Origin of the sequence: Lysinibacillus sp. FSL K6-3209 (genome assembly GCF_037976175.1) — a bacterium.
GTDB classification, from domain to species: Bacteria; Bacillota; Bacilli; order Bacillales_A; family Planococcaceae; genus Lysinibacillus; species Lysinibacillus sphaericus_D.
This window is the reverse complement of sequence record NZ_CP150264.1, coordinates 1,452,755-1,474,041: the sequence shown is the minus strand read 5'-3', so window position 1 is coordinate 1,474,041 and position 21,287 is coordinate 1,452,755. Positions and strand designations below refer to the sequence as shown.

Below are 21,287 nucleotides of genomic sequence, written 5' to 3'. Positions count from 1 at the left end.
CTGCTACCTATGTAAGACATGTTTTTTAGGTTATTTATTACTTTAAGCAATTAGTTTTACATTTTACAAAATTACTCTGATTTCTTTATATACTAATTTATTATCTCATGAAATCTGTAAAAATAGTAATTCTCATTTTTAATTTCTAATTTTATGGTAGATTAGTTAATAATGATAAAAATTGTTATTATATAAAAGAATGCTTAATTATGAAGATAACTTTTTCATTGAGTTTAAGGAGAAGATAAGATTATGAATTACAATAACCTTGTAGATAGTCTATTTTGTAGCAACTGTGAAAGTATTGATATTTTAAAAGGAAATATCAAATGTACCTCTATTGACTGCAGTTGTACAGAGAATTCTAACTTTGCTTCATTGTTAGACATGTTTGCTAATTTATGTTATTTAATAGAAGGTAGTAATTTTAAAGATTTTAATTCTGAAATGAATTTTATAGATCAAAGAGACATTAAAAACCACATAGTAGAAATAAACCAAATATGGAATAACCACCTTTCTACAAAACCATATTTCTCTAACGAATTTAAATATATAAACCCCGCGAGTTTATATATAATTAAAGGAGATTTAATAAAACAAAGAAATAATAAACTTTTATTAATTAGAATAGTTTTATGGATTAGAACTCTTGATAATCATTTTAGTATTTTATTCGATTATATTGAAAATGAAATAATTAAAGAATCTCATTTTTATACACATCGCGGAGTATTATTATTAAAATTAAAATCTAAAATCGCTAATTATATTTTTGAAATAAGGAAAAAGTTACCACATACTGACCCGAATAGATTAAAATTAAAATACTTTTTAAATAACTTGCACCTTACCAAGAAAGAATTCTCTAATAATTCTATTAATCACAAATACTTAGATTTTGGTACTTCGAAAAATTTCAAAAATAGTGATATTGGGGATTTAAAAATAGGTTTTTTATCAGGAAATTTTACTGTCGATGATTATGAATGGTGTATAGAAGATCAAAATGATTACAGTAAACTGTTTTATTTCAAAGGTATAAATAACGAAAATGAATATACGGAAAATATAATAAAAAGTATAAATGAGTTGCTTGAAAGTAACCCTCATTTTATTATACTACCTGAATTATCCGCACCTGTAGAGCTTCAAGAAAAGATTCAAGCTGAAATAGATAACTATTATTTTAATAAAATTATGAATAAAGAACCTGTAAATTTATTAATGGTCTTTCCTGGTAGTTTTCATTCTTGGAATAATAATAATACTTATATTTACAATGTCTCTAGGGTAATAAACAGTTCTGGAGAGCTAGTAGAAAAAATTTATAAACAGAATCAGTTTATTATTAAGAAAGACGAAAGTCACACAGGTATTTTAGAATCTTTTAAAATGCATGATGGTTACGAGAAAATTTCATTTATAAATAAAGATATAACAATTTTTGATACATCATTAGGAAGAATAGCTATTTTAATTTGTATTGATTTTATTATAGATGAAATTGCTGATGTTTTAGAAGATAGGCTTGTGGATATAATATTCGTAATGGCTATGACACATAAACCCGATAGCGGAAAATTCAAACGGAGATTTCAGGAGCTTTCAGAGAAAAACAAAGCGGTTGTAATCATAGGCAATAATAGTGAAAAAGAAGTTAAAAATTTAATAAATCTACCAGGAATAAAAAATCCATATATTACAAATAATTCTTCCGAAATAAAAAGTATAAAAGAATTATTTTAAAGGAGTTTAACACTAATGGATCGCAAAATCCTTATGGATACATTCACCATAATTAAATCTTTAAAAAAAGGCGACAATTTTGACACTGATTTTGATACACAAGTTAACATATTGTTATCTGCTATCTCTTCAAATTTAAATGCACAAAACATGGATAAAATAGAAGACATAAAAACAATATTAGATGATAAATTATCGTATCAAGAAATTAAAGATAAAAAGAGCTATTACTTGGGAAAATTAAGTGGTACTTCACAAATTATTGGACAAATAAAAAAAATTATTGACTTCGATTTATTTGTAAATGAATTAACAGATAATGAAGTTAATTTATTATTAGAGCTATACTACAAAAAGGAAATCCTTTTAAAATTAGAAACCAATGAAAGTAACGCATTAGAAGAATCAAGCAATTATTGGCATGAACTAGAAAATAAAGAATTAGTAATTTCAAATCAACTATCTAATTATAATTTACGCACTTTAAGTTATAAAGGGAGTGAAGTAATAAATTCATTACATAAAAAGAAGAGAAATAATTTAAATAATACAGAATTACTATTTGCTACTTATAAAAATGATAAACAGACTGAAAATAATAAATTATTTAATAAAAAATATAATAAATCAAAATTAGTAATTGATTGTAGTGAAAGTAAACCCTTTTTCATATCTAATTATAATGAAGATGATGTTGAAATTTAACCTAAAATTTTCATAATTATATTACTAATTGAGGGGAATGGATTAAATGGATAAAACTTTAGAGCAAAAACTCAAAGATTTTGACAAACTATTTAAAGAGGCATCCTGGAATACACAAATAAAAATATTGAATAGTTTAGGACTTATCGATTCTGAATATGGTGATGAAGATAATCTAGAAATAGACCGTGTTTTAGAAGAAGTGATATTCGATCTATCAGATTTTTATTTAAAAAACAACATGGATACTCTTCGAAAATTTATAGAGAATAATTTAGATGAATCCATTTTAAAAAATGCTTTTAAAAAATATTTAGATAATAAATGGGGTTTAAGAGAACATTCGTTAAAGGTATTAAATTTGGAGAACAATGAAATTCATTTTATCATTGAAGAAATAATTAATACAATGACAATTAAAAGAATACATCGATCTCCAAATATAATAATGAAAACTGTAAACAAAAATTTTAATAAAGAATATAATAAAGACACTATTTGGGATATTGTTACTTTTTTTGATTATTTAATTGAATTTTTCGTTGATAACAATCATACTTATAATTCATTTAAACGAATATTAAATAAAGAAACATTACTTTCACCTGAAATTATTGAGCTTTTCTTTAATTTGTTACAAAAATATCAATCTGATATCGAAAAAGCCTATATATTAGCTAAAATATCTGAAGGTTAAATTTACTAAAATGACTCTTCACATTATTATTAATTAAGTTATTTAAGAGCCAAGCACTCCTTTATGAACGCTTGGTTCTTTTTATTATTTATCGAGTAAAACTCTTCCATTAACAAAAGAATCCTCAGCTTAATTGCTTGTTTAGTGACAGCAATTTTTATTTACGTCTTTCCTGAATCGTGATGTACAAACCAATTAAACGGTCAGTTGTCATAGTACCACTTTGTAAATCCTTTAAATGTGAAGCTTGAATAATCCCATCCTTCACTGCTTTTGCAATAAAGTTTTCCGTCTCCGTTCTCATCGCTGGTGAACCTGGATTCCATATTGTATTTGCCACTTTAACTTCCTGCTTCTTGTCTTTTACAATTAATTGGACTTTCAATTTACTATTACTTGGCACAATTACTTGTCCTTCTAATTTGTAGCCTCTAGGCATCTTCCAATTGCGTTTCACTTCAAAATATGGACGGTCTATTCTGCGTACCCAATCACCGCCCCAGGTAATGCCTAACTTACGAGCTATAGCCCCGACTTTTGTTAATATATCTACATCATATAAGGGTTTAGGAGGAGCTACGGCAATGTCCCATGCTAAACGTGAAGTATGATTACTCTTCAACGTCCACGTCACTATTTTGCCTGGTCTTGTTCTACCCTGTGCATATAGATAATTTTGGCGTGCTTGTGAACGATATGTTTCGGTAATAAAGATGTCTTTTATCCCTTCTCTGTAGCACTCTTGAAATAACAATCTGCAAGCCGTTTGCGCCACTGGTAGTAATTCGACTAAATCTCGGCATGTTGTTGTGACACTCATTGTTTATCATCCTTTTTATCATCATTGTCGATTTGTAGCTGTTTAAAAGAGTTCGTAAAAAACTTCGGTACTTTCAACCCTAGCTTTCCAAGATTCTCAATCATACTGATTCCTTCCATACCAATTAGAAAAAAGAATCATGGCATTGCGCATAAAGTTGCCACTTTCGGTTGCCAAGTCCAGTTGTACTGCTGCAATGACCATCAAAATCATGGCCACTTTTTTAAACAGTCCGATTAAAGCTTTTCTGCTATCTACATTTTTCACAACAAAGGCAACCATAACGCCTAAAATATAATCAATCGCCATAAAAATAACGAATGCTTTGATTAAATGGTCAATGCCACCAAGACTGCCCCTACAAGATTGATTTTTGATGCTTGAATGCTAATTGTAGTGGATGTCTGATTAATTAACGAAGCTATTCTATTTCCGTTATAATCAGTTATACTTACCTTTTGACTGATTTGCCAAGATTGCTGCGTAATACTACTTTCAGCGCTGCCTATACGGTTATTTAAATTGCCAATGGAAACGTTTTGAGCACTTACAGTCGACTGTATTTGATTTGCACGTACATTAATAACCGCTACTTCATTTGTAATGCGATTATTAACCGTTTGACTAATGTTATCTGCTTTTACTTCAATAGCACCAATAGATCGATTTAACTGTGTCACTTCCAATGTGATTCTATCGTCCGTTTTGTCAAATATACTCTGAAACTCTTTCTTTGTTTCATCCATATTTGCAGTCAACTCTTGTTTCATTTCACCTAATTCTTCATTCGTATCGTCTAACTCCTTTTTCTGATCTACCATCACATCCTCTGCTGTTTTCGGTAAGCTATTACCAAATACCACACTTTGGGTGATTAATTTCCCTTCACGCAATACCTTTGTTTGTTGGAGAATCCGTGTCTGCATTTCGATATGCAATGGCTCATAAATCAACCATATGCGTTCCCCAATTTCACGTTCAACGAGTTCAGGAATCGTTGACTCAATCGCTAATTCTGGCACGTCTTTCAGCTGTAATTTTATATAATTGAGCAATGTTTCACGGTTTGTAAACGCTCATCTCTCACTGGTTCCGCTTCTAACGACCCAAACGTAGCAACGTTCGGTGACCGGTATTCGACTGTTAAACCATTCGCACCGTATCCTTTTATTATGGTCGCTAAGTTCATTGTATCCTCATTTAGCACTACACTTGAAATATTGTGTTTATAACGATATTGATAGTCGTAATCACCGCCAATTTCCTTTTTAAAATGAATTTTTTTATCAGGCAATAGTAAATATTCAACGTCATGATACTTGCATATTTTTTTAACTAATGACACGATATTACCTTTACCTAACGAGCGTATATAATTCGTCTTTTGTGCAATATCATCATCAATAATCACTGTCCAACCCGTACCATTTAACGCAAAGTGAATATGATTTTGTAGTGTATGCTGTCCACTAAATAGGGTATGTTGTTGTACTTTAGTCAAGTCGTAAAATACACTGACGGCCATTACTGTTTTACTACGAACAGTATTGCTATACTGCTTGACTCTAAAATCATACTCATCCACAGTAACTATGGACTCTAACGCCAATACATCATATCCAGGATTGTTTGTACCTTTATAACAAGAAAACGACACTGTAAAAGTGCCGTCTACTGATTGTTCCATATTAAAATCAGTCTCAATATGATCAAGTGGCTCAACCTGCGAACCATCTATTGACGTGACATAAATCAATACATATCACCTCTTTTAAGCATCTGCTAATTTAGTAATTTCCCGTTCTGCAATTTCTAACTCTACATAGCGTTGCAACACTTCTGGTTTCACATCTTTAACCGTACGAACTCCCCCCATAATACTCGTAGCATAAGCTTTCACCAATCTTTTTTGCACAAGAGTCAATCCTTCTAAATGTTTCTCCATTACTCGATTACCTCCATTTCTAATAACATGGTAAGAATCTTTACTTCTATATCTGCATCAGTTATTTCTTGCACTGACGGTTTTAAATTCTCCAATAACTGTTGTTCTTTATACTTAGCTAACTCTTCATGCGTTGCGCCTTCACCCCATTGAGTGCCATCCCATTTTGGTCGATAGAACGGTAAAGGTTGTGGTAAATCTGTCGTGACGTATTCACCAATTGGATCAATCAAATGACCCTTATCGTCAAATTCGCCTAAAAATACTTCCTCAATAAACCCGTCGCTATCCACTTGATAAACTTGCTTACGCACAAGGAATTCCTCCCTAATCTGTTCTAAATGAAAATGCCATAACGATCTTGTCAAATTGGGTATCACAATGGATAAAACCGGAGCGTTCTATGCTAATTGTCGTTACTATTGGTGGAACATTCACCGCTCTATGATTAAACTTGTACCCTATGGCAACTACTTCCTGCCGTCTATCCACATCACTGCGTGGTCTAAATCCAACTGGCAATACTGTACATACATTATGAGATTGGCTTCCGGAATTAATGATTTCCCCTTGTACATGCACGATGCCAAACTCGTCTTTGTAATAGATTAAAGGGGCCTTTCGTTGATGACTCCATCCAGCCTGAAGTGTACATTGGATGCTGTCTGGTAGCTTTTTGTTTGCCTTTTTTTCATTCAATTGATTTACTGTTGTCTGCAATGTCTGAATCTGCTGATTAAAATTTACTGCATGCTGTGTTTCTCCTGGCGGACCCGGTGGACCTTGTGGGCCCCTTTGACCTGGTGGACCTGCCGAGTCACAGGCTCTACACTAGTAGGCAATTTACGCTTACTCACTCTGATCGCCTCCCTCTGTTCCTACATTTTTCTTACTCATTTGATACGCATTAATTAAATTGACATTAATGTAATTTAACGATTGCGTACGTCTCTCTCCCCCCGCAACTGGAGGATAGCCAAGCAATGCTAACTTTTGATTATCCGTTAATAAGCCTTGTTCACCAGCGGTCTTCAATAAATCCATTTTCGCTTTTGTACTTAAATACATCAGTTCTTTTTGATAAAAGACAATCTCGTTCCCAACATCGAGCTCTCTCTGTGTAAAAATTGTTTTTGTAAAAGCTTGACCGAGACTAATGATAATCTGCTCTAACGTTTTTTCATAAAAAGCTTGATATTGTTCATCCGTAAAATCAGCTGACAAAATAGCAGCCGAAACACCGTAATGACGTAAAATTTTTTGGTCTAAAAACGCTAATGTATCCTTATCGATTAATTTAGGATTCACTTCCATTGGAATATAATCATTCTTTAAGTCCAGTGGCAAAACACCAGATTTAGAATCCAGAATTTTTTGTTCAAAACGTGCACGTTCTTTCTTTTCATCTTCTGTTTCTAGCATTGTATTGATTTTAATAATGCCTCGTATTTGTAGACTCGCCTTCATTCCCTTTTCAAGACCCTGCATCAACGAATCATTGATACTTAGTACTTTCAGCAAAGCTTGATTATCCGGTGTGCCGAGTGCCCCACCACCCATAATGTCATTGCTGCTGAATTTTTTTCTTAAATGAATGACATCGGAATAAGGTAGTACATATTTATCGCCGTTTCCAAACGCCATTTCAATAAAAAGCTGATTGGACATATCTTGTAAAAACGTCACAATCGTAGGATTTAACGGATAAAAGCCTGTATACTCTCTTGTGTGATTCCCTCGTCCATCATCCTTTAGGACATACATAGGATAAATAAACGCATTATAATTGGTGTACAACAACCAAATAATTTTCTCTAGAAAATCACGTGTTGTCATCAGTTCATTTGGCGCAAATTTAAACAGCCTGTTAATGCTGCCTCTCACTAGTTGCTGCATGCCATTGCTATCAATGCGTATATGTTTAGGCTGCAACTTACTACATTCTGTTGCAATGACATCTACACACATTTGGACAACATCCGATGCAAAAACATCTTGTCCAAATTGCGAAAAGATAGGAACGTAGCCATTTAACATCCTCGCTTGTTGCGTCTCTCTTCTATCATCAGAAGTCATCCACTTTTTAAAGAAGTCTTTCAAAGCCAGCATACTCACCTCCCTAATAACCGCATAAATTCAGCGCGATGTTCTATATAAATTTTATAGGCAATAATCATTGTGACGGCACCATCAATTTTCTTATGGTCCTGTCGCTCAACCTTCACCGGCATAATATCCATTTTGCTATTAAAATTTAAAGCTGTATTTTCTAAACACCATCGATCGATTGGATCATCGTCATAAACGATTAATTTACTTTTCAAATCACTTTCTACTAGCTTCATTGGCTCGGACAAACTAAAATCTTGGTTCACCCGTTCTAAATCAAAACCATAGTGCTCCATTTCTTTTACCCAATATATCGCCGACCACTTGTCATACCCTATCTTATATATCCGAATGCCGAAATCTCGATACATTCTCACAAACCACTTTGTCACCAAGCGGAAGTCATTTTCATTACCAGGAGAGACTTCTATGCGATCTTCTCGAATCCATTCCTCAAATCGCTTTTTCTCTTCTTTTGGTAAGTTTTCGAGTTTCGATTCTGGAATAAAGTAACGTCTAAGCATATATTTTTTCGGATTACCTGGACGCATCATCATAATTCTTGCACAGGTTAAGTCGCCCGTTTTGGATAAATCAACACCACCAATACCAAAGGCATTGCGAAACGCTTCAATATCGAATGTCTCTTCATTTTTTATGATGTCTGTTGTTAACCATGCTGTGGCATTATTTTGTTTAATATTAAAATCCTTTGACAATACGAACACGCGCATGGTTTTACTTGTTTTAGCTTCCTCAATCATTTTTTGTAAGAAGCTTCGTTTCTTAATAACACCGATACCAGGATTCGACTTTGACCATGAACGTTCATCTTGCCATACCTCTTGTTCATTATCTTGCGTATACATCCAAATCAACCAACGTGGACGTTCCAGTTCACCATTTAGTACCTTCCTCGCTTCACGTAAGCGTTCATCTAAATAGCCATCATTGATAATCCCCTCAGTCGTTAATTCAATATATAGTGGATCATCTTGCGTTGATAAAGCTTGCCGAATTGGCATAATGGACGTATTATCTTTTAACTCATGCACTTCATCTACGGCTCCAACTCGAATATTTTTCCCTTCTTTTGCCCCTGTCTTTGCCGATATTTTTTTGATGTGTCCTTTATTTTCATAGCTAAACTTTCCACGTTTTTTCGGCTTTTTAGGATTTCCAAAGAAAATGCCTTTTATATTGCTACGTGTAACCTTTTCAAGCGATCTACTTTCTTCTCGCATCGCATTAATGGCTTGAAACATTAAATCTGCCTGCTCATAGTCATTACTGGAACATAAAATCCGCGTCCCCATTTCACCACAAAAAAATTCAGCTAGTGAAATAGCTGAAATCAAAGGTGTTTTTCCGTTTTTACGAGCCACTAAATACAGTACATCTTGATGTAACCGAATCCATCTATCAATCTCATCATCATAGACTTTAAAAATATAGATGGCTTCAATAAATGCCTTTTGAAAAAGCTCTAATAAAAAAGGCTTTCCCGCAAATGGCGCTTCGAAATGCTTACATTTTGTTTCAATAAATTTTATTCTTTTCTGAGCATCTTTGAATTCAATTTTAATATGGTGATCTTCAAAATGAAGTAACAATCTATCAAGTTCCATCATCAGCTCTTTTCCTATAATTATTTCGCCTGCTTTACATTTCGCGATATATTGAAGCAAATAAGAGTGTTCCAAATATGGATAAATGTATTGGTTATTCATCTTCAAATTCACTCAAATCATTATCGTCATCCATAATATTTTTCGCTAGAACACCATTGAGCGTTTTTATAATAACAGCATAACTGTTCACATTTTTTAAATATTGTCTGGCCGCTTCTGTTGGCTTTTGCAAATGACGTTGTGATGGGTGTATTTGTATCATCCCTGTATCCTGTAGTAAACATTTCAACTGATAATTTTCAGCTTTCAGGAATGCAGCATCGTCAATTAATCCCTCAACAAGCTTCCGCTTCGAGGGTTCAACCTCTAGAAAAATATTAGTTAACTTCTCTTTTTCTTTCGTGAATACCTCATTTTTAGTCACAGCTCAATCACACTCAATCCGATTTCAAAATTTTTGCCGTGTATGGAATTTGTGTCCCCCCATCGGTCCCCCTGGGAACTATCGTTTGCATGTATAGGGGGGTATTACGTATGTTGTTCAAACCACTTGGCAATGTAGTTTGTCCAATCTGCTTTTCGATATTGTCTAGCAGCATCTTGTTGTAATCTCCCTATGCACTCTTCTTTACTGACGTCACAGAAAATTAGTTCCGCTCCAAGCTCTTCCGCTAATCGCTCACGTTTGTACTTATCCGCATATCCACCAATTACCCACGCATTATGCCACTTGCCATAACGTGTTTTGATATTATCAATGAGCGTGCTATGAATAGCGGTAACATTATTAAACAAGTTATCTGGCTTATCATAAGTTGGTAACATGGAGACTGCTGCATACAATGCATCCATATCAACTACGAGATCACCACGTTGCATGTGTTGGGTAACATATGTTGTCTTGCCCGACATTGGTGGACCATAGACCATATAAACCTTTTTCACTCCTTGATAACCAAAACGCCGATGTTCTTTGTTATGGCAATCAAAGCAGATCAATTCAATCAATTCAGGATTCAAACTAATCAGATGGTCATGAACATTCACTGGCGTTAACTCCACCTTATGATGGCCTATTAAATCTTTCGTTTTCGTCACACGTTTTCCGCAATGCTCACATGTTATGCCCCGTTCATTGATTAATCGAAGCCTTAGTTGTGTCCATGCTTGGGAGGCATAAAACGATTTTAATACTGCATACTTCGCCATTCTTACCACACCTTTGCTTCTGTCGCTTTAATTTCTACCTTCAATTTTTCTTCACGCAAACGCTTCAACTGGTCATCATTCAACAAATTCGTGCACTTTGATAAAATGGCGAGTGCTGCCATCTTATCGGCTAGCTTCACAGAAACACCATCCTTACTTTTCCTAACTTCCGTAATAATTGAGCCATCCACTTGTTCCGCTTCTTTCAAATCGACAAAGGAATAGACATGCATTTGTTCATCATAAATTGGTTTCCCTTCGCTATCTTCACCAACATGCTCTTTCGTTGTATACGTTTTTGTGCCAAAATCTACGAAATCAGTAATGTCAGCAAAGGCAATATCTATATACTTTTGCAACACTTGTCGAGCATCTAACATCACACTATCCGCTAATTGATTTTTCAAGCGAATAATTTCACTCCTTATACCTTCATTTACCATCATTCGATGAGCGTTTCGATTAGCGGTCACATAATCGCATTGGTACGCTTTCTGATAAGCTTTTGTGGCGTTCCAATACTTCACATAGTACATACAAAAAAGCAACTGCCTATCATTTAGACCGTTGCTTGGAATTAATTCATATTCAACTGTTTTTTGGGGACTGCCACGTACAGATTTTTTCTTACGCAAACTTGGCGGTTGTTCTTCATCCCAACGGTCTTCCTTTTTCCAGCGACGTATAGTACTTTCACTAACACCATACTTAACCGCTAATGCTTTTAACGTTACGTTGCCCTTATTTTTCAGGTAGTATTTCCACGCTTTATTTCGGTTTTTATTTCTAGCCATATTGCACCTGCACCACCTCCCACCCTACTTACAGGCGTTTTGAAGTGTTATTACTTCGATTGCTTTTCCTTATATTCTAGGTATTTCGCTTTTAGTGATTCCATGCGTAAAATACGCTTTTTGTTTAGCTTTTGCCATTTTTCAGATAACACCTCTTGTTCACGTGCATATTTCTCTGTAAGTTCATCTTCAACGAAAATGGTTTCTTCTCCTCCACAATGCGGGCAAAGAATATATGAACGGATTTGATTTTTCTTCATATGCTTACTATCTCGATGCAATGCTTCTTTTACATTGCCAGTGTAACCACAAGGGCATTCGAAGTTTTCCAATATCATCACCTCTCCACAATACTTATCATAATTTTAATTGAATTAATAGAAATGTAGAGCATAACTAAAAGAAAGCTTTGTTCAATATAGCTCTTTTTTTCTTTTTTGGTAAAATCATAAAAAGAGACTACCGATTTAGTAGTCTCCACTTTTTCATATGCAATTAGTCAACACTTTTTTACTCACAATTACTTTTTCCAGGGAATTTTTTATCCATTTCTGCTGCGCATTCTATCTGAATCAACGTAAGGGTTGTAATAACTCCCCAAATATTTGAATTAAATCCTAATTTAATTATTTTTTCTGCAGCTAATTTAAACTCTTTATCTGCAATTAAATTTGCTATAGTACTTGCTATAGCTATGTAACCATAACTAGAAGTTATACCATTAGTGATACATTTATTTTGGGCTGCTGTAAATTCTGCTGTTGGTCTCATTAAATGCCATCCACAAGCTGCAGCTCTAGTACCGATTTGAGGTTTTTCAGAAATATCGATTTGATTTGTAGTGACAAATAACCCCTCATCCTCAATTTGTTGCATAAACCCTTCATAATCATCGTACTTACTCAATACATTTTCAAAAACCTCTCTATTATACCCTAAGAAATAACCTTTTTCGTTAGTAACTACACCTGTCTCATAAATTAGCTCTAAGGAATCTTCCATTAATGCAATTTCTTCCTCTAAGTTCTCGCTTTCATCTAATGCAATTTCTTCTAAGTTCTCGCTTTCATCGTATTCTCTTGCATTAGTGTTTTCAGTAAATACCCCTAGAATAGAAAACATAGCGATTGCTACTACCATAATAATTTTAAATAATCCATCTTTGTTTTTCTTTGTCATATTATCCCTCCTAAGGAATATAATACCATTTCATTTTTTGTTTTTCAAGGGATAATTAAATAAGAAAAATAACGTAGAAATAATTATTGCAATAAAAATTTTTATTAACAAATTTAAATTTGTTTGTAGCTGCATAATAAGTAATAATGCTACAAAGAAAAAAACAGACGCCCAAAGCACTCTATTTTTTATTATATTTTTTTTACTACTCAACTAAAATCACCTCATTTTAATATAATATTTACTTAATTAATTATACACTAATATATGTAATATATGTATTTTAACAACTTGAATTAGTTCTTAATGCTACATTTTTGGTAATAAGTGTAATTATTACTTTTAAGCTAATTCCCATTTGGATTAGCAAAAAAGCCACACTTTGTTAAATGTGACTTCTTGTTTTCTTATTTTCGATAATGTCGACCTAGTTTCTTCTTCCCACCACACCATTTATCAATAATTTGGTCTGTTTCTAAGTTCAATAAATCCATTACAAATTTACCTTTTTTTATAATTCAAATGCATCGACACTAGTGGAACTCGTAATAAAGTTTCAGCTAATTTTCAGCATTATTTCCGTGCACTTTTGAAAAATTATCACAATATCAATTTACTACAGATTTTTGCGAACTTCGCTGGTGTTAGAAAGTTCACTTTTTGATAAAACGAATTTTATCCATAGACATCAACATTTCCAACTAATCTAATTACTCCCTCAGGGTTTTTCCTAAAGCAATTCTTATAATTTTTTATAAAATTCGGATCGTCTTTTACTTTATCTAGCCATTTTCTAGCTGCGTTAATAATTGAGAAACAGAAAATCCTTAAATCAATATTTAAAACCTTATTACCTTCACAATTATGCACTGTACCTTCGAATTCGGGGTCAGTAAAAACAATTCTGTCATAGGTCGATTTTTGATGCACTGTACTTCTTTGATGTAGAAAAGAGCATCTAAATTTGTAACAATCTTCTGCAGAAAGTCCAATTCCTTCATCAACATTGATTTGCAACCAAGTTTTATATTTTTGATTACTTGCTTCTCCATTTTCAGATTCTAAAGCACCACACATATCAGGAATAGCTAATGTCATTCCTATAGCAGTCTGATATAAACCATGCTCTATACATTTTTCAATTTCAGTTAATAAATTTTCCAAATAAATTCCACCTTCCCTATTATATATCCTTTTATAATACCTAGTTTATATAGGATTTTTAATTCTACTTAAAAAAGGGGAAATCTATTCAATAAAACATGTTCTATACCCATCCAATTCTTTCAGCAGTTTTATCAATCAAAATGTTACGTTTACGCAATACTTTGTGGCGTGAAATATACAGCCTGTCAGCTATATCCTCCCACTCGTAACAACCATCCTTGTCCCAATAACGCATATCTACAATGGTGCGCATATCCTCGTCCAAGTCCCTGTATAGGTCTTCCACAGTCTTTATGATGCGTTTTAAATTTTGATAGTAAGCATCGTTTGCAAGTACAGTAGCTTTTTTGGCTGTTGTATCGGAAATCGTATTACTACGTCCCCCAACCATCTCACCTTGTTCATTTTGTGGATGCAACAACTCCCATTCACGAAATTTTAATTTCTTTTTATACACTTCATAATCAATCCAATACTTTTCAATAGTTTGTACTTCACTGCGCGATAACGAAGTCATACTGCACCCCCTCCGCTTCTAGTTATGTAGATGGCACGTAGTTGCGTACCGGTTTCTTGTTGTGCATGCGGATAATCAACTTGTTTTTCATTTCATTTTGTTCTTGAAGTTCAATGGCCATTTTTGCGATACGGAAAAGATAGTGTATATCTTCTTCTAACAGAGAAGCGGTGATAAACCGCTCCTCGATTTCACTTATACGCTTTGGACACAACATATTCAGTATGTAGCCTCCTGCTCTTTTAATAGGGTAATGAGAGACATTCAAGCTCTCCATGTATTTCTTTTAGGCGCTTTTTGCTTCGTTCACGTTCAACTGGATCGTTAAATTTTATTGCGTGATAAAGCGAACGCAATTCGTAATCTTGTTCAAGCTTTAGTAAATGTCTTTCATGCTGTGCGTAATCAGGTTCTCTTACTATTTTCACTACAACTTTTCTATAAAGCATAAGCTTCACTCCTATTCTGAGTTAATCGTTTCCGTGTGCTCATTCTGTTTCAGCTTCTTTAAATAAGTCATTGTTCGTTGGTGGTGTAAAGCAACCTGTAAGTAATCACTTTCCTTCCTAGCACCACTTACAACAAACGCTATAATGTATGGCTGCTTTAGATTGGTATCACCACCAGCAATCGCATGAATAACACGTGAAGGCTTGTCCTGTTCTCTTTCTTGCAACCACTTACTCATCGTGTGCCTCTCGTAGTGCTAGGACTTCTTGCATGAGCAGCGAGTTAAGTTGTTGTGATCGTTGATAGTTTGCTGTCATTCTACTGTTTGTCATCACTAAATACTCATGCTCCAATAGATCCAATTTAGAAAGTGTTTCTTCGAGATTTCCTCGCATACTATCAGCTGTTTGTTCAAGATCCAGTATGGTTTGTTCATATTGTGCAACTTGTTGAAGCAATTCATCTCGCTCTTTTATCAACGATTTTTCACTTTTTTCAAGCCGAAACAGCTCATTAAATATTTTCTTCAAGTCAGACTCCGTTAACACCTCTTGAGGTTTTGTGACCGTTTCCTCGTTTTTAGGTAACAGCTTGTCTTTTTTAGAGAATGATTGGTTTGAATTCGTGCACACTTCATTCTCCTTTAGTAGTTTAGAAGGTGATGGTGTTTCATCGCTTGGTTTAATTAGCCCCTGTTCTCGTTTCCACTTAGTAAATGACTGATGATGATAGCCAAATTCTTTCATGATTTGCTTATCTGTTTTCCCTTTTGACTTTAAAGTTTGATAACGCTCTGCAGTTAATGTGCTTGCCATTTGCGCCTCCTTCTTTTGTCGGGAAAGGTTTTCTAATGCTTCGCCTATACCAAGTAACTTGCTGAATACCTCACAACCACTTTCCTTGCACTGAACTGTATTCCATATGCCCTTTCCCTCGTTTTCATATGCTTCTTTTAATTCACAAGTTTTACATGCTTCTGAAGTCTGTAACTGCTTTATACATAGCGCCAACCGTTGTTGCCGTATTTGCTTTTTAGTTAACAACCAATTCACCACACTTTTCGTTGGCCTAAACTAACTACTCTGTTGTGTATCCCGTTTGCCTAACATAGCTAACACCTTTTGCCGTTCCGCTTCAAAATACGCTGCTTCCTCAGGTGATAGGGATGTATCTCGCTGTTCCTTGTTGCGATTCTTAAACCATTCAGGCACAGGACCGATATGTCTTTCTTGCTGCTGCTCGACTTTACGTTGGTCGTTTTGTTGTTCATTTTTAATCTGCACAATAAGCTTGTCATACTGCTCTCGTAGTGTACTCATCGACTGGATATTGCCACTCCAAAAACTATTCTTTTGGCTCCAATTAATTACATAGGCTATCTGCTCCTTTGTACGTTGATCCTTATCCATCATGAGCCGTGCTACATCCGCCCATTTTTGTAACGCATCCTCTTTGCTCGGTCTAAACCGATACGCTGGATTATTCGCAAGGATGCCCTCGCACAATGTAAGTGCCAAACGGTAAGGGATGTCAGACTCCTGGTACACACGTACACGCTTTTTCGGAGAGGTATCTTTTTTATCTTTCTTTGCATTCTTAGCATTCTTATTGTTCTTTGCATTCTTGTTTTCGTTCTGGGTTCGTTCCACGTTCGTTTCGGGTTCGTTCTGCATTCGTTCTGGGTTCGTTTCAGATACCGTTCCAGGTTGGTTTTCTATAGGCGCTTCAAACCCCTGATACAGCTCGTATTTCAGCACTGTAAATACCGTTCCATGTTCCGTTTCATGTACAGCAATCATACCGTTATCAATCAGTTTCTTAACGGAACGCGAAACGGTACTTTTAGAAGGCGTTTTTAGCCCTCGTCCACCCTCTTTGTAACCTAAATCTTCCGCTAACTTCGAATACGAACGCACGTACTATCCCCTTTGCAAAACAATCCCTTTCATCTTGGTTTCTTGATGTGTTGCCTTAATCAAGAGGAGCATGAACAAACGGAAGGTCATGACATCACTCCAAATCTCATGTTCGGTTATCTTCCGATGTAACTTAATCCACCCATCCATGTTTCCTCCACTCCCTCTTAATATTTTTATATTTGTTCCACGTTCGTTCTGCGTTCGTTCCCTGTTCGTTCTAGGTTCGTTTCAGATACCGTTCCACGTTCATTTTCTACATCTATTCAAACCCTTGATATAACTGATATTCCAGCACCGTAAAACCGTTTCATGTTTCGTTCCACGAACTCCACTCATAACGTTTGTACATAACAGCATGTTTTATAAAGAAGCGGCTTGACGAATCGCTGCAACCGCTTCATAATTTAATTGAATTTGTTTTTTTGTATGTTGGTTAACCTGCCAGTTAACCAGCTTTTTTTATGACGTAAGTAAGCTAATGGCTCGCCGAATTGTTGCTTTTAAATTCGGATTGTTGGCATGGTTTTCAATACGTTTTAAATCTTTGATGACTTGCTCTTTTTCTTCTCTATCAACACTAGATTCATATTTTTTCAATACAATTTTCACACCATCTACGTAAATTTCTATCGGATCCTTCTCCTTAATACCTAATGTTACGACGAAGCTCCATTGGAATGACTACACGCCCTAATTCATCGACTTTACGAACAATACCTGTTGATTTCATCCTAAATTCCTCCTGGTTTGTGATTTTCCCACATGATTTACTGGTATTTTCCTGTCCATTTCCACACGCCCACCTCACTGTCATCCAAGTTTTATACAGTCTTGCTGACGCTTGCAAGACATAAATGAAATACCTGCTTTCACAACTTTATAATGTGTCCAGATATCACCAGCATCGCTTTTGATATTCTCTGCATGAAAGTCACCTAACTTCTCAATAGATTCTCTAGAATATAGATGAACGTCTACATGCGTATCATTGATACTACGAAAGTTATACTCTATTTTCAAAACATCTTCTGGCGCTATTCCGTATTGTTCCAAAATCTTTGGCAATTCTGCGATTTTTGATACTGCTTGAGCTAATTTCATTCCTGATCAATCCTTTCGTTTAGTTTTGCTGGATTCCCCACAAGCAATCATTACTGAGCCTGTCCCAAAAATTTTGTGACTGCGCTATTTCGCGCAATCATCTTTATAAACCGTAATACCACCCACAGTTAGATCCTTTAGTGTTACTTTCCTTCCATATTCCCGTGAAAGAATACTTTCAATGATCGGTAACAATTTGCGAACCTTTTCTTCCGTCATCTTTACGGCCTTCATATCCCACACTCCTTTTTTATCAGAATATGTCGAATGGGCTTGTCACTTTCGTTAAGACAAATTACAAATTAGATTAGCAGGTATGTGCTCCTTTCATTTTCTTCATCAATTCAGCTTGTTTCTCATCATCTGACATTGCTCGCCATTGTAAGTTAGTTGTGTTCATAGAAATCTCCTTTTGATTCTTACTAGAAGCCTGTAACAGCTTCAGCATTAGTTATGAATTTTAAATACATAAAATTTTACGAATATGTTTAATATGTTCCTGAGCCCTTGGACCATCTTTACGCCCTCGAATAATGTCGGATAAATAAGCGCTCGAAATACCGACCATTTTCGCAAGCTCTTTTTGGCTCATTTTACGTTTGAATAATTCTGATCTAATTTGTGCCCCTAAATCTTCTAACATCGCTGTACCTCCTTTAAAAACGTATTGCACTGCATCGATAAAATGGCTGTTGGTCTTGTTGGTACCCTAAATGAAATTACCGTCCCCATTGGATGTCTTTTCTGTTAAAATGATTATAGAAAGGAAGGTGATTGAAAATTTCGACATTAGAAAATGTGAAATTTTCTGTCGGTTTAACACAATTTATTGATTTCACCGTTAGGCAAACTATGCTGGCAAAGATGAACAAAATTAATGACATTAAAAATCAAGGCGAGTATCATCCAGTAAAAGATCATTGGAAGCAGTTACGAGAACGTATTAAATTGTGCTATGAGCAAAATCAATCTCTTGATCATTTAGATTCATTACTAACTGAAGTTCACGAACGAAAAATCAATTCCTATACCGAAGCCATCAAGGCATTTAAAAAATTTACACGTAACAAGAAAATTGAATGGTTTGATCCACCTAAATCCATGTGGACATCTACTAATGGCTTAGTAGTCCGTTCATCTCCCGAACTGGGTTTAGTGATTGACGGCGTACCCCACTTAATAAAATTATTTTTTAAAGGGAACACGGAAAAAATTAATGAACGAAATATTCAACCAATCCTAACTTTAATGTTAGAAGCACAATCGAAAGACCCTTATCCACCAAACATTGTATTTGCTGTGTTAAACGTGAAAACAGCTAAATTACATGTAGCCACGCAAGCAAACCCTAAAATCCTTCAAGCACTTCAACTCGAAGCACAAACTTTTGAAAATATTTGGAGAAGCTAATTAATTTAAACCTTCAATCAGTCTTCTGTTATGTACATTGACTCAAATCCCACTTTCATTATGACAACCTTCCATTAAGATAAACCATTCTTGTTTTTGTATCGTGGTACTTATTGTCCCACATCGTTTCAGAATATTTGTGACATTAACAGATAAAGTATAGTCTTAAACAAAGGATGCTCGTAATAAATTATGTTATATAAATGCTCTTTCGTTACAGGCATTTTAGTATCTAGTAACACTAAGTGTAGGAGTGACATAGCGATGAAATGCGTTATCTATGTTCGCGTTAGTACCGATGAACAGGCGAAGCATGGGTTTTCGATTGCTGCACAAATTGAAAAATTAGAGGCTTATTGTGTTTCACAAGGTTGGGACATTGTTGAGGCGCCTTACGTCGATGATGGCTATTCTGCTAAAGATTTAAATCGCCCCCATTTTCAAGCAATGTTACAGCGTATTCAACAAGGGGGCATTGATGTTTTACTTGTCTATAAGCTGGATCGTTTAACTCGCTCTGTGCCTGATTTGCATACGATTTTGGCTGAATTGGACCAATATGAATGTAAATTTAAATCGGCTACGGAAGTGTACGACACGACTAATGCAATGGGACGTTTGTTTATTACGTTGGTAGCGGCGATTGCGCAATGGGAGCGAGAAAATACCGCTGAACGGGTGCGTTTAGGCATGGAAAAGAAAGTGAAGTTGGGCTACTGGAAAGGTGGCACCCCTCCCTATGGCTATCAAGTAGTAAATGGTGCATTAATGATGGATGAAGAAGAGGCTCAAATTATCAGGGATATATTTACATTAGCAAAAACATTGGGGTTTTACACAATTGCCAAGCAATTAACGAGTAAAGGTGTCCCTACTCGAAAAGGCGGACAATGGCATGTCGATAGTGTGCGGGATATTGCCAATAATCCGACATACGCGGGTTATTTAATGTTTAGCTTAAATCCAAAAGACATAAAAAAACCACCGCGCGAACGGGTGCTATTTGAAGGTAATCATGAACGCATTATCAATCGAGATGAATTTTGGGCACTACAAGATTTGTTGGATAAGCGTAGAACATTAGGTGGCAAGCGCGAAACGAGCAATTACTATTTTTCCTCGCTTTTAAAATGTGCACGCTGTGGGCATTCGATGGCTGGTCATAAAGCAGGCAAGAAAAAAACATACCGATGTTCTGGTAAGAAAGCTGGTAAAGCTTGTACTAGTCATATGATTTTAGAAAGTAATTTAGTGCAAGCCATTTTTGCACAATGGGATGACTTGGTCGGTGGCCATTTTACAAGTAATGAGGGTGATGCTACCTTTCCAGCAGCACAATTGACTGCATTACAACAGGAATTAGCTGTTGTGCAAAAGCTTTTACACAAGAAAAAAACGATGTTTGAACATGATATTATTGGTATTGATGAGTTAATTCGAGACAGCGAAAAATTGCGTAACAAAGAAAAAGAAATTCAAGCAAGTTTAAAAAAGATACAGCTGCTGGACGATCGCCATCATGATGAAATCCGGGCGATTGTACGCAATATTGATACCCTATGGATCAATGCCGATGATACCGAACGTAAGCAATTAATGACCACCATCTTCGAACAAATAGTCGTTGATACAAAGGATGATTATAGGAGCAGTAAACAAGCTAGAGAAATAACCATTGTTATAGCTAAATAATATGTCTTTTATTGGTGGCGGTACACTTATTCCATGGGCGCTCATTCCAGCAGCTGCGATTTGCAATGTAAGTCCATTTGAGCTTGCAAGGCGCAATTTATTGCCTGTAGCGATTGGTCTTATTGTAACGACCATTGTGGCAATGTTTTTACTATAAATCTTATAGAAAATTTAAAGGCCATCTGCTATTATC

At 35.1% G+C, this 21,287-nt stretch carries 30 protein-coding genes and 2 pseudogenes; 6 read left to right on the top strand and 26 right to left on the bottom strand.

The genetic code is table 11. The annotated features are described in order from the left end of the window. Positions 1 to 252: 252 nt before the first annotated feature. From MHH88_RS07000 to MHH88_RS06990, 3 genes are read left to right on the top strand one after another with little or no spacing between them, the layout of a single operon-like run. Positions 253 to 1,749, top strand: coding sequence for a nitrilase-related carbon-nitrogen hydrolase (locus tag MHH88_RS07000; protein ID WP_339262076.1), 1,497 nt, complete (start codon positions 253 to 255; stop codon positions 1,747 to 1,749). A gap of 15 nt (positions 1,750 to 1,764) precedes the next feature. Further along, positions 1,765 to 2,454 carry a hypothetical protein gene (locus MHH88_RS06995; protein ID WP_339262074.1) on the top strand — a complete coding sequence of 230 codons (690 nt, stop codon included), beginning with the start codon at positions 1,765 to 1,767 and terminating at the stop codon, positions 2,452 to 2,454. Positions 2,455 to 2,500: 46 nt separating this feature from the next. Continuing rightward, on the top strand, positions 2,501 to 3,151 hold the full coding sequence (locus MHH88_RS06990; protein ID WP_339262072.1) for a hypothetical protein: 651 nt from the start codon (positions 2,501 to 2,503) through the stop codon (positions 3,149 to 3,151). Between the two features lie 157 nt (positions 3,152 to 3,308). Here MHH88_RS06990 and MHH88_RS06985 read toward each other — a convergent pair whose 3' ends face one another. From MHH88_RS06985 to MHH88_RS06860, 26 genes and pseudogenes are all read right to left on the bottom strand, one after another. Continuing rightward, positions 3,309 to 3,971: a M15 family metallopeptidase gene (locus tag MHH88_RS06985; RefSeq protein WP_339262070.1), complete on the bottom strand. Its 663-nt coding sequence runs from the start codon at positions 3,969 to 3,971 to the stop codon at positions 3,309 to 3,311. Beyond that, on the bottom strand, positions 3,968 to 4,075 hold the full coding sequence (locus tag MHH88_RS06980) for a hypothetical protein (RefSeq protein ID WP_339262069.1): 108 nt from the start codon (positions 4,073 to 4,075) through the stop codon (positions 3,968 to 3,970). Before MHH88_RS06980 ends, MHH88_RS06985 begins: the two co-directional genes overlap by 4 nt. Then, the gene (locus tag MHH88_RS06975) at positions 4,068 to 4,280 is read right to left on the bottom strand and encodes a phage holin family protein (protein ID WP_339262068.1); all 213 of its coding nucleotides are present in this window, start codon (positions 4,278 to 4,280) and stop codon (positions 4,068 to 4,070) included. The genes MHH88_RS06980 and MHH88_RS06975 overlap by 8 nt, the downstream gene beginning before the upstream one ends. A 20-nt stretch (positions 4,281 to 4,300) precedes the next feature. Next, a pseudogene (locus tag MHH88_RS06970) lies at positions 4,301 to 5,727 on the bottom strand (phage tail protein). Between the two features lie 15 nt (positions 5,728 to 5,742). Next, the gene (locus MHH88_RS06965; RefSeq protein ID WP_339262067.1) at positions 5,743 to 5,916 is read right to left on the bottom strand and encodes a hypothetical protein; all 174 of its coding nucleotides are present in this window, start codon (positions 5,914 to 5,916) and stop codon (positions 5,743 to 5,745) included. Beyond that, the gene (locus tag MHH88_RS06960) at positions 5,916 to 6,230 is read right to left on the bottom strand and encodes a hypothetical protein (RefSeq protein WP_339262066.1); all 315 of its coding nucleotides are present in this window, start codon (positions 6,228 to 6,230) and stop codon (positions 5,916 to 5,918) included. Before MHH88_RS06960 ends, MHH88_RS06965 begins: the two co-directional genes overlap by 1 nt. Positions 6,231 to 6,243: 13 nt before the next feature. After that, the gene (locus tag MHH88_RS06955) at positions 6,244 to 6,636 is read right to left on the bottom strand and encodes a hypothetical protein (RefSeq protein WP_339262064.1); all 393 of its coding nucleotides are present in this window, start codon (positions 6,634 to 6,636) and stop codon (positions 6,244 to 6,246) included. 129 nt (positions 6,637 to 6,765) lie between these two features. Beyond that, positions 6,766 to 8,025 carry a phage portal protein gene (locus tag MHH88_RS06950; protein WP_339262062.1) on the bottom strand — a complete coding sequence of 420 codons (1,260 nt, stop codon included), beginning with the start codon at positions 8,023 to 8,025 and terminating at the stop codon, positions 6,766 to 6,768. Between the two features lie 2 nt (positions 8,026 to 8,027). Continuing rightward, positions 8,028 to 9,656, bottom strand: a complete 1,629-nt coding sequence (locus tag MHH88_RS06945) for a terminase TerL endonuclease subunit (protein WP_339262060.1) — start codon at positions 9,654 to 9,656, stop codon at positions 8,028 to 8,030. Between the two features lie 91 nt (positions 9,657 to 9,747). Then, positions 9,748 to 10,080, bottom strand: coding sequence for a hypothetical protein (locus MHH88_RS06940; protein WP_339262058.1), 333 nt, complete (start codon positions 10,078 to 10,080; stop codon positions 9,748 to 9,750). Between the two features lie 104 nt (positions 10,081 to 10,184). Continuing rightward, positions 10,185 to 10,865, bottom strand: coding sequence for an AAA family ATPase (locus MHH88_RS06935; protein ID WP_339262056.1), 681 nt, complete (start codon positions 10,863 to 10,865; stop codon positions 10,185 to 10,187). 2 nt (positions 10,866 to 10,867) lie between these two features. Beyond that, entirely contained in the window at positions 10,868 to 11,659 is a 792-nt protein-coding gene (locus MHH88_RS06930; protein ID WP_339262054.1) for a terminase small subunit, read from the bottom strand. Positions 11,660 to 11,709: 50 nt separating this feature from the next. Further along, positions 11,710 to 11,991, bottom strand: a complete 282-nt coding sequence (locus MHH88_RS06925) for a hypothetical protein (protein WP_339262052.1) — start codon at positions 11,989 to 11,991, stop codon at positions 11,710 to 11,712. 178 nt (positions 11,992 to 12,169) lie between these two features. Next, the gene (locus MHH88_RS06920) at positions 12,170 to 12,838 is read right to left on the bottom strand and encodes a hypothetical protein (RefSeq protein ID WP_339262050.1); all 669 of its coding nucleotides are present in this window, start codon (positions 12,836 to 12,838) and stop codon (positions 12,170 to 12,172) included. A gap of 675 nt (positions 12,839 to 13,513) precedes the next feature. After that, entirely contained in the window at positions 13,514 to 14,002 is a 489-nt protein-coding gene (locus MHH88_RS06915) for a hypothetical protein (RefSeq protein WP_339262048.1), read from the bottom strand. Positions 14,003 to 14,105: 103 nt separating this feature from the next. Then, positions 14,106 to 14,522 carry a transcriptional regulator gene (locus MHH88_RS06910; RefSeq protein WP_339262046.1) on the bottom strand — a complete coding sequence of 139 codons (417 nt, stop codon included), beginning with the start codon at positions 14,520 to 14,522 and terminating at the stop codon, positions 14,106 to 14,108. Positions 14,523 to 14,544: 22 nt separating this feature from the next. Next, entirely contained in the window at positions 14,545 to 14,739 is a 195-nt protein-coding gene (locus MHH88_RS06905) for a hypothetical protein (protein ID WP_339262044.1), read from the bottom strand. A 25-nt stretch (positions 14,740 to 14,764) separates the two neighbouring features. Continuing rightward, complete coding sequence (locus tag MHH88_RS06900) at positions 14,765 to 14,971, bottom strand: hypothetical protein (RefSeq protein ID WP_339262042.1); 207 nt, start codon at positions 14,969 to 14,971, stop codon at positions 14,765 to 14,767. Positions 14,972 to 14,982: 11 nt separating this feature from the next. Then, positions 14,983 to 15,210 (bottom strand): hypothetical protein, encoded by a 228-nt coding sequence (locus tag MHH88_RS06895; RefSeq protein ID WP_339262040.1) that lies wholly within the window; start codon positions 15,208 to 15,210, stop codon positions 14,983 to 14,985. Then, complete coding sequence (locus tag MHH88_RS06890; protein ID WP_339262038.1) at positions 15,203 to 16,024, bottom strand: hypothetical protein; 822 nt, start codon at positions 16,022 to 16,024, stop codon at positions 15,203 to 15,205. The genes MHH88_RS06895 and MHH88_RS06890 overlap by 8 nt, the downstream gene beginning before the upstream one ends. A gap of 21 nt (positions 16,025 to 16,045) precedes the next feature. Further along, entirely contained in the window at positions 16,046 to 16,888 is an 843-nt protein-coding gene (locus tag MHH88_RS06885) for a hypothetical protein (protein ID WP_339262037.1), read from the bottom strand. Positions 16,889 to 17,350: 462 nt separating this feature from the next. Next, positions 17,351 to 17,500, bottom strand: coding sequence for a hypothetical protein (locus tag MHH88_RS06880; protein ID WP_339263160.1), 150 nt, complete (start codon positions 17,498 to 17,500; stop codon positions 17,351 to 17,353). After that, positions 17,474 to 17,621: pseudogene (locus tag MHH88_RS06875) on the bottom strand (AbrB/MazE/SpoVT family DNA-binding domain-containing protein); the annotation flags it as partial. The pseudogene MHH88_RS06875 and the gene MHH88_RS06880, both read right to left, overlap by 27 nt. An 80-nt stretch (positions 17,622 to 17,701) precedes the next feature. Next, positions 17,702 to 17,992, bottom strand: coding sequence for a hypothetical protein (locus MHH88_RS06870; RefSeq protein ID WP_339262035.1), 291 nt, complete (start codon positions 17,990 to 17,992; stop codon positions 17,702 to 17,704). A gap of 84 nt (positions 17,993 to 18,076) precedes the next feature. Then, complete coding sequence (locus tag MHH88_RS06865) at positions 18,077 to 18,226, bottom strand: hypothetical protein (RefSeq protein ID WP_339262033.1); 150 nt, start codon at positions 18,224 to 18,226, stop codon at positions 18,077 to 18,079. 226 nt (positions 18,227 to 18,452) lie between these two features. After that, positions 18,453 to 18,635: a helix-turn-helix transcriptional regulator gene (locus MHH88_RS06860; protein WP_339262031.1), complete on the bottom strand. Its 183-nt coding sequence runs from the start codon at positions 18,633 to 18,635 to the stop codon at positions 18,453 to 18,455. A 131-nt stretch (positions 18,636 to 18,766) separates the two neighbouring features. Here MHH88_RS06860 and MHH88_RS06855 point away from each other — a divergent pair, with 131 nt between their 5' ends. The 3 genes from MHH88_RS06855 to MHH88_RS06845 all read left to right on the top strand — a co-directional run bounded on the left by MHH88_RS06855 (position 18,767) and on the right by MHH88_RS06845 (position 21,251). Next, complete coding sequence (locus MHH88_RS06855) at positions 18,767 to 19,402, top strand: hypothetical protein (protein ID WP_339262029.1); 636 nt, start codon at positions 18,767 to 18,769, stop codon at positions 19,400 to 19,402. Between the two features lie 264 nt (positions 19,403 to 19,666). After that, positions 19,667 to 21,094, top strand: a complete 1,428-nt coding sequence (locus MHH88_RS06850; protein ID WP_339262027.1) for a recombinase family protein — start codon at positions 19,667 to 19,669, stop codon at positions 21,092 to 21,094. A 1-nt stretch (position 21,095) separates the two neighbouring features. Next, positions 21,096 to 21,251 carry a hypothetical protein gene (locus tag MHH88_RS06845; RefSeq protein WP_339263158.1) on the top strand — a complete coding sequence of 52 codons (156 nt, stop codon included), beginning with the start codon at positions 21,096 to 21,098 and terminating at the stop codon, positions 21,249 to 21,251. The last annotated feature ends 36 nt before the right edge of the window (positions 21,252 to 21,287 follow it).

What these genes read in the sequence shown, in the direction of transcription:
- MHH88_RS07000 (WP_339262076.1), top strand. Translation starts at nt 253, where the DNA reads ATGAATTACAATAACCTTGTAGATAGTCTATTTTGTAGCAACTGTGAA.
- MHH88_RS06995 (WP_339262074.1), top strand. Translation starts at nt 1,765, where the DNA reads ATGGATCGCAAAATCCTTATGGATACATTCACCATAATTAAATCTTTA.
- MHH88_RS06990 (WP_339262072.1), top strand. Translation starts at nt 2,501, where the DNA reads ATGGATAAAACTTTAGAGCAAAAACTCAAAGATTTTGACAAACTATTT.
- MHH88_RS06985 (WP_339262070.1), bottom strand. Translation starts at nt 3,971, where the DNA reads ATGAGTGTCACAACAACATGCCGAGATTTAGTCGAATTACTACCAGTG.
- MHH88_RS06980 (WP_339262069.1), bottom strand. Translation starts at nt 4,075, where the DNA reads ATGATTGAGAATCTTGGAAAGCTAGGGTTGAAAGTACCGAAGTTTTTT.
- MHH88_RS06975 (WP_339262068.1), bottom strand. Translation starts at nt 4,280, where the DNA reads ATGGCGATTGATTATATTTTAGGCGTTATGGTTGCCTTTGTTGTGAAA.
- MHH88_RS06965 (WP_339262067.1), bottom strand. Translation starts at nt 5,916, where the DNA reads ATGGAGAAACATTTAGAAGGATTGACTCTTGTGCAAAAAAGATTGGTG.
- MHH88_RS06950 (WP_339262062.1), bottom strand. Translation starts at nt 8,025, where the DNA reads ATGCTGGCTTTGAAAGACTTCTTTAAAAAGTGGATGACTTCTGATGAT.
- MHH88_RS06945 (WP_339262060.1), bottom strand. Translation starts at nt 9,656, where the DNA reads ATGATGGAACTTGATAGATTGTTACTTCATTTTGAAGATCACCATATT.
- MHH88_RS06935 (WP_339262056.1), bottom strand. Translation starts at nt 10,865, where the DNA reads ATGGCGAAGTATGCAGTATTAAAATCGTTTTATGCCTCCCAAGCATGG.
- MHH88_RS06930 (WP_339262054.1), bottom strand. Translation starts at nt 11,659, where the DNA reads ATGGCTAGAAATAAAAACCGAAATAAAGCGTGGAAATACTACCTGAAA.
- MHH88_RS06920 (WP_339262050.1), bottom strand. Translation starts at nt 12,838, where the DNA reads ATGACAAAGAAAAACAAAGATGGATTATTTAAAATTATTATGGTAGTA.
- MHH88_RS06910 (WP_339262046.1), bottom strand. Translation starts at nt 14,522, where the DNA reads ATGACTTCGTTATCGCGCAGTGAAGTACAAACTATTGAAAAGTATTGG.
- MHH88_RS06905 (WP_339262044.1), bottom strand. Translation starts at nt 14,739, where the DNA reads ATGTTGTGTCCAAAGCGTATAAGTGAAATCGAGGAGCGGTTTATCACC.
- MHH88_RS06900 (WP_339262042.1), bottom strand. Translation starts at nt 14,971, where the DNA reads ATGCTTTATAGAAAAGTTGTAGTGAAAATAGTAAGAGAACCTGATTAC.
- MHH88_RS06895 (WP_339262040.1), bottom strand. Translation starts at nt 15,210, where the DNA reads ATGAGTAAGTGGTTGCAAGAAAGAGAACAGGACAAGCCTTCACGTGTT.
- MHH88_RS06870 (WP_339262035.1), bottom strand. Translation starts at nt 17,992, where the DNA reads ATGAAATTAGCTCAAGCAGTATCAAAAATCGCAGAATTGCCAAAGATT.
- MHH88_RS06865 (WP_339262033.1), bottom strand. Translation starts at nt 18,226, where the DNA reads ATGAAGGCCGTAAAGATGACGGAAGAAAAGGTTCGCAAATTGTTACCG.
- MHH88_RS06860 (WP_339262031.1), bottom strand. Translation starts at nt 18,635, where the DNA reads ATGTTAGAAGATTTAGGGGCACAAATTAGATCAGAATTATTCAAACGT.
- MHH88_RS06850 (WP_339262027.1), top strand. Translation starts at nt 19,667, where the DNA reads ATGAAATGCGTTATCTATGTTCGCGTTAGTACCGATGAACAGGCGAAG.
- MHH88_RS06845 (WP_339263158.1), top strand. Translation starts at nt 21,096, where the DNA reads ATGTCTTTTATTGGTGGCGGTACACTTATTCCATGGGCGCTCATTCCA.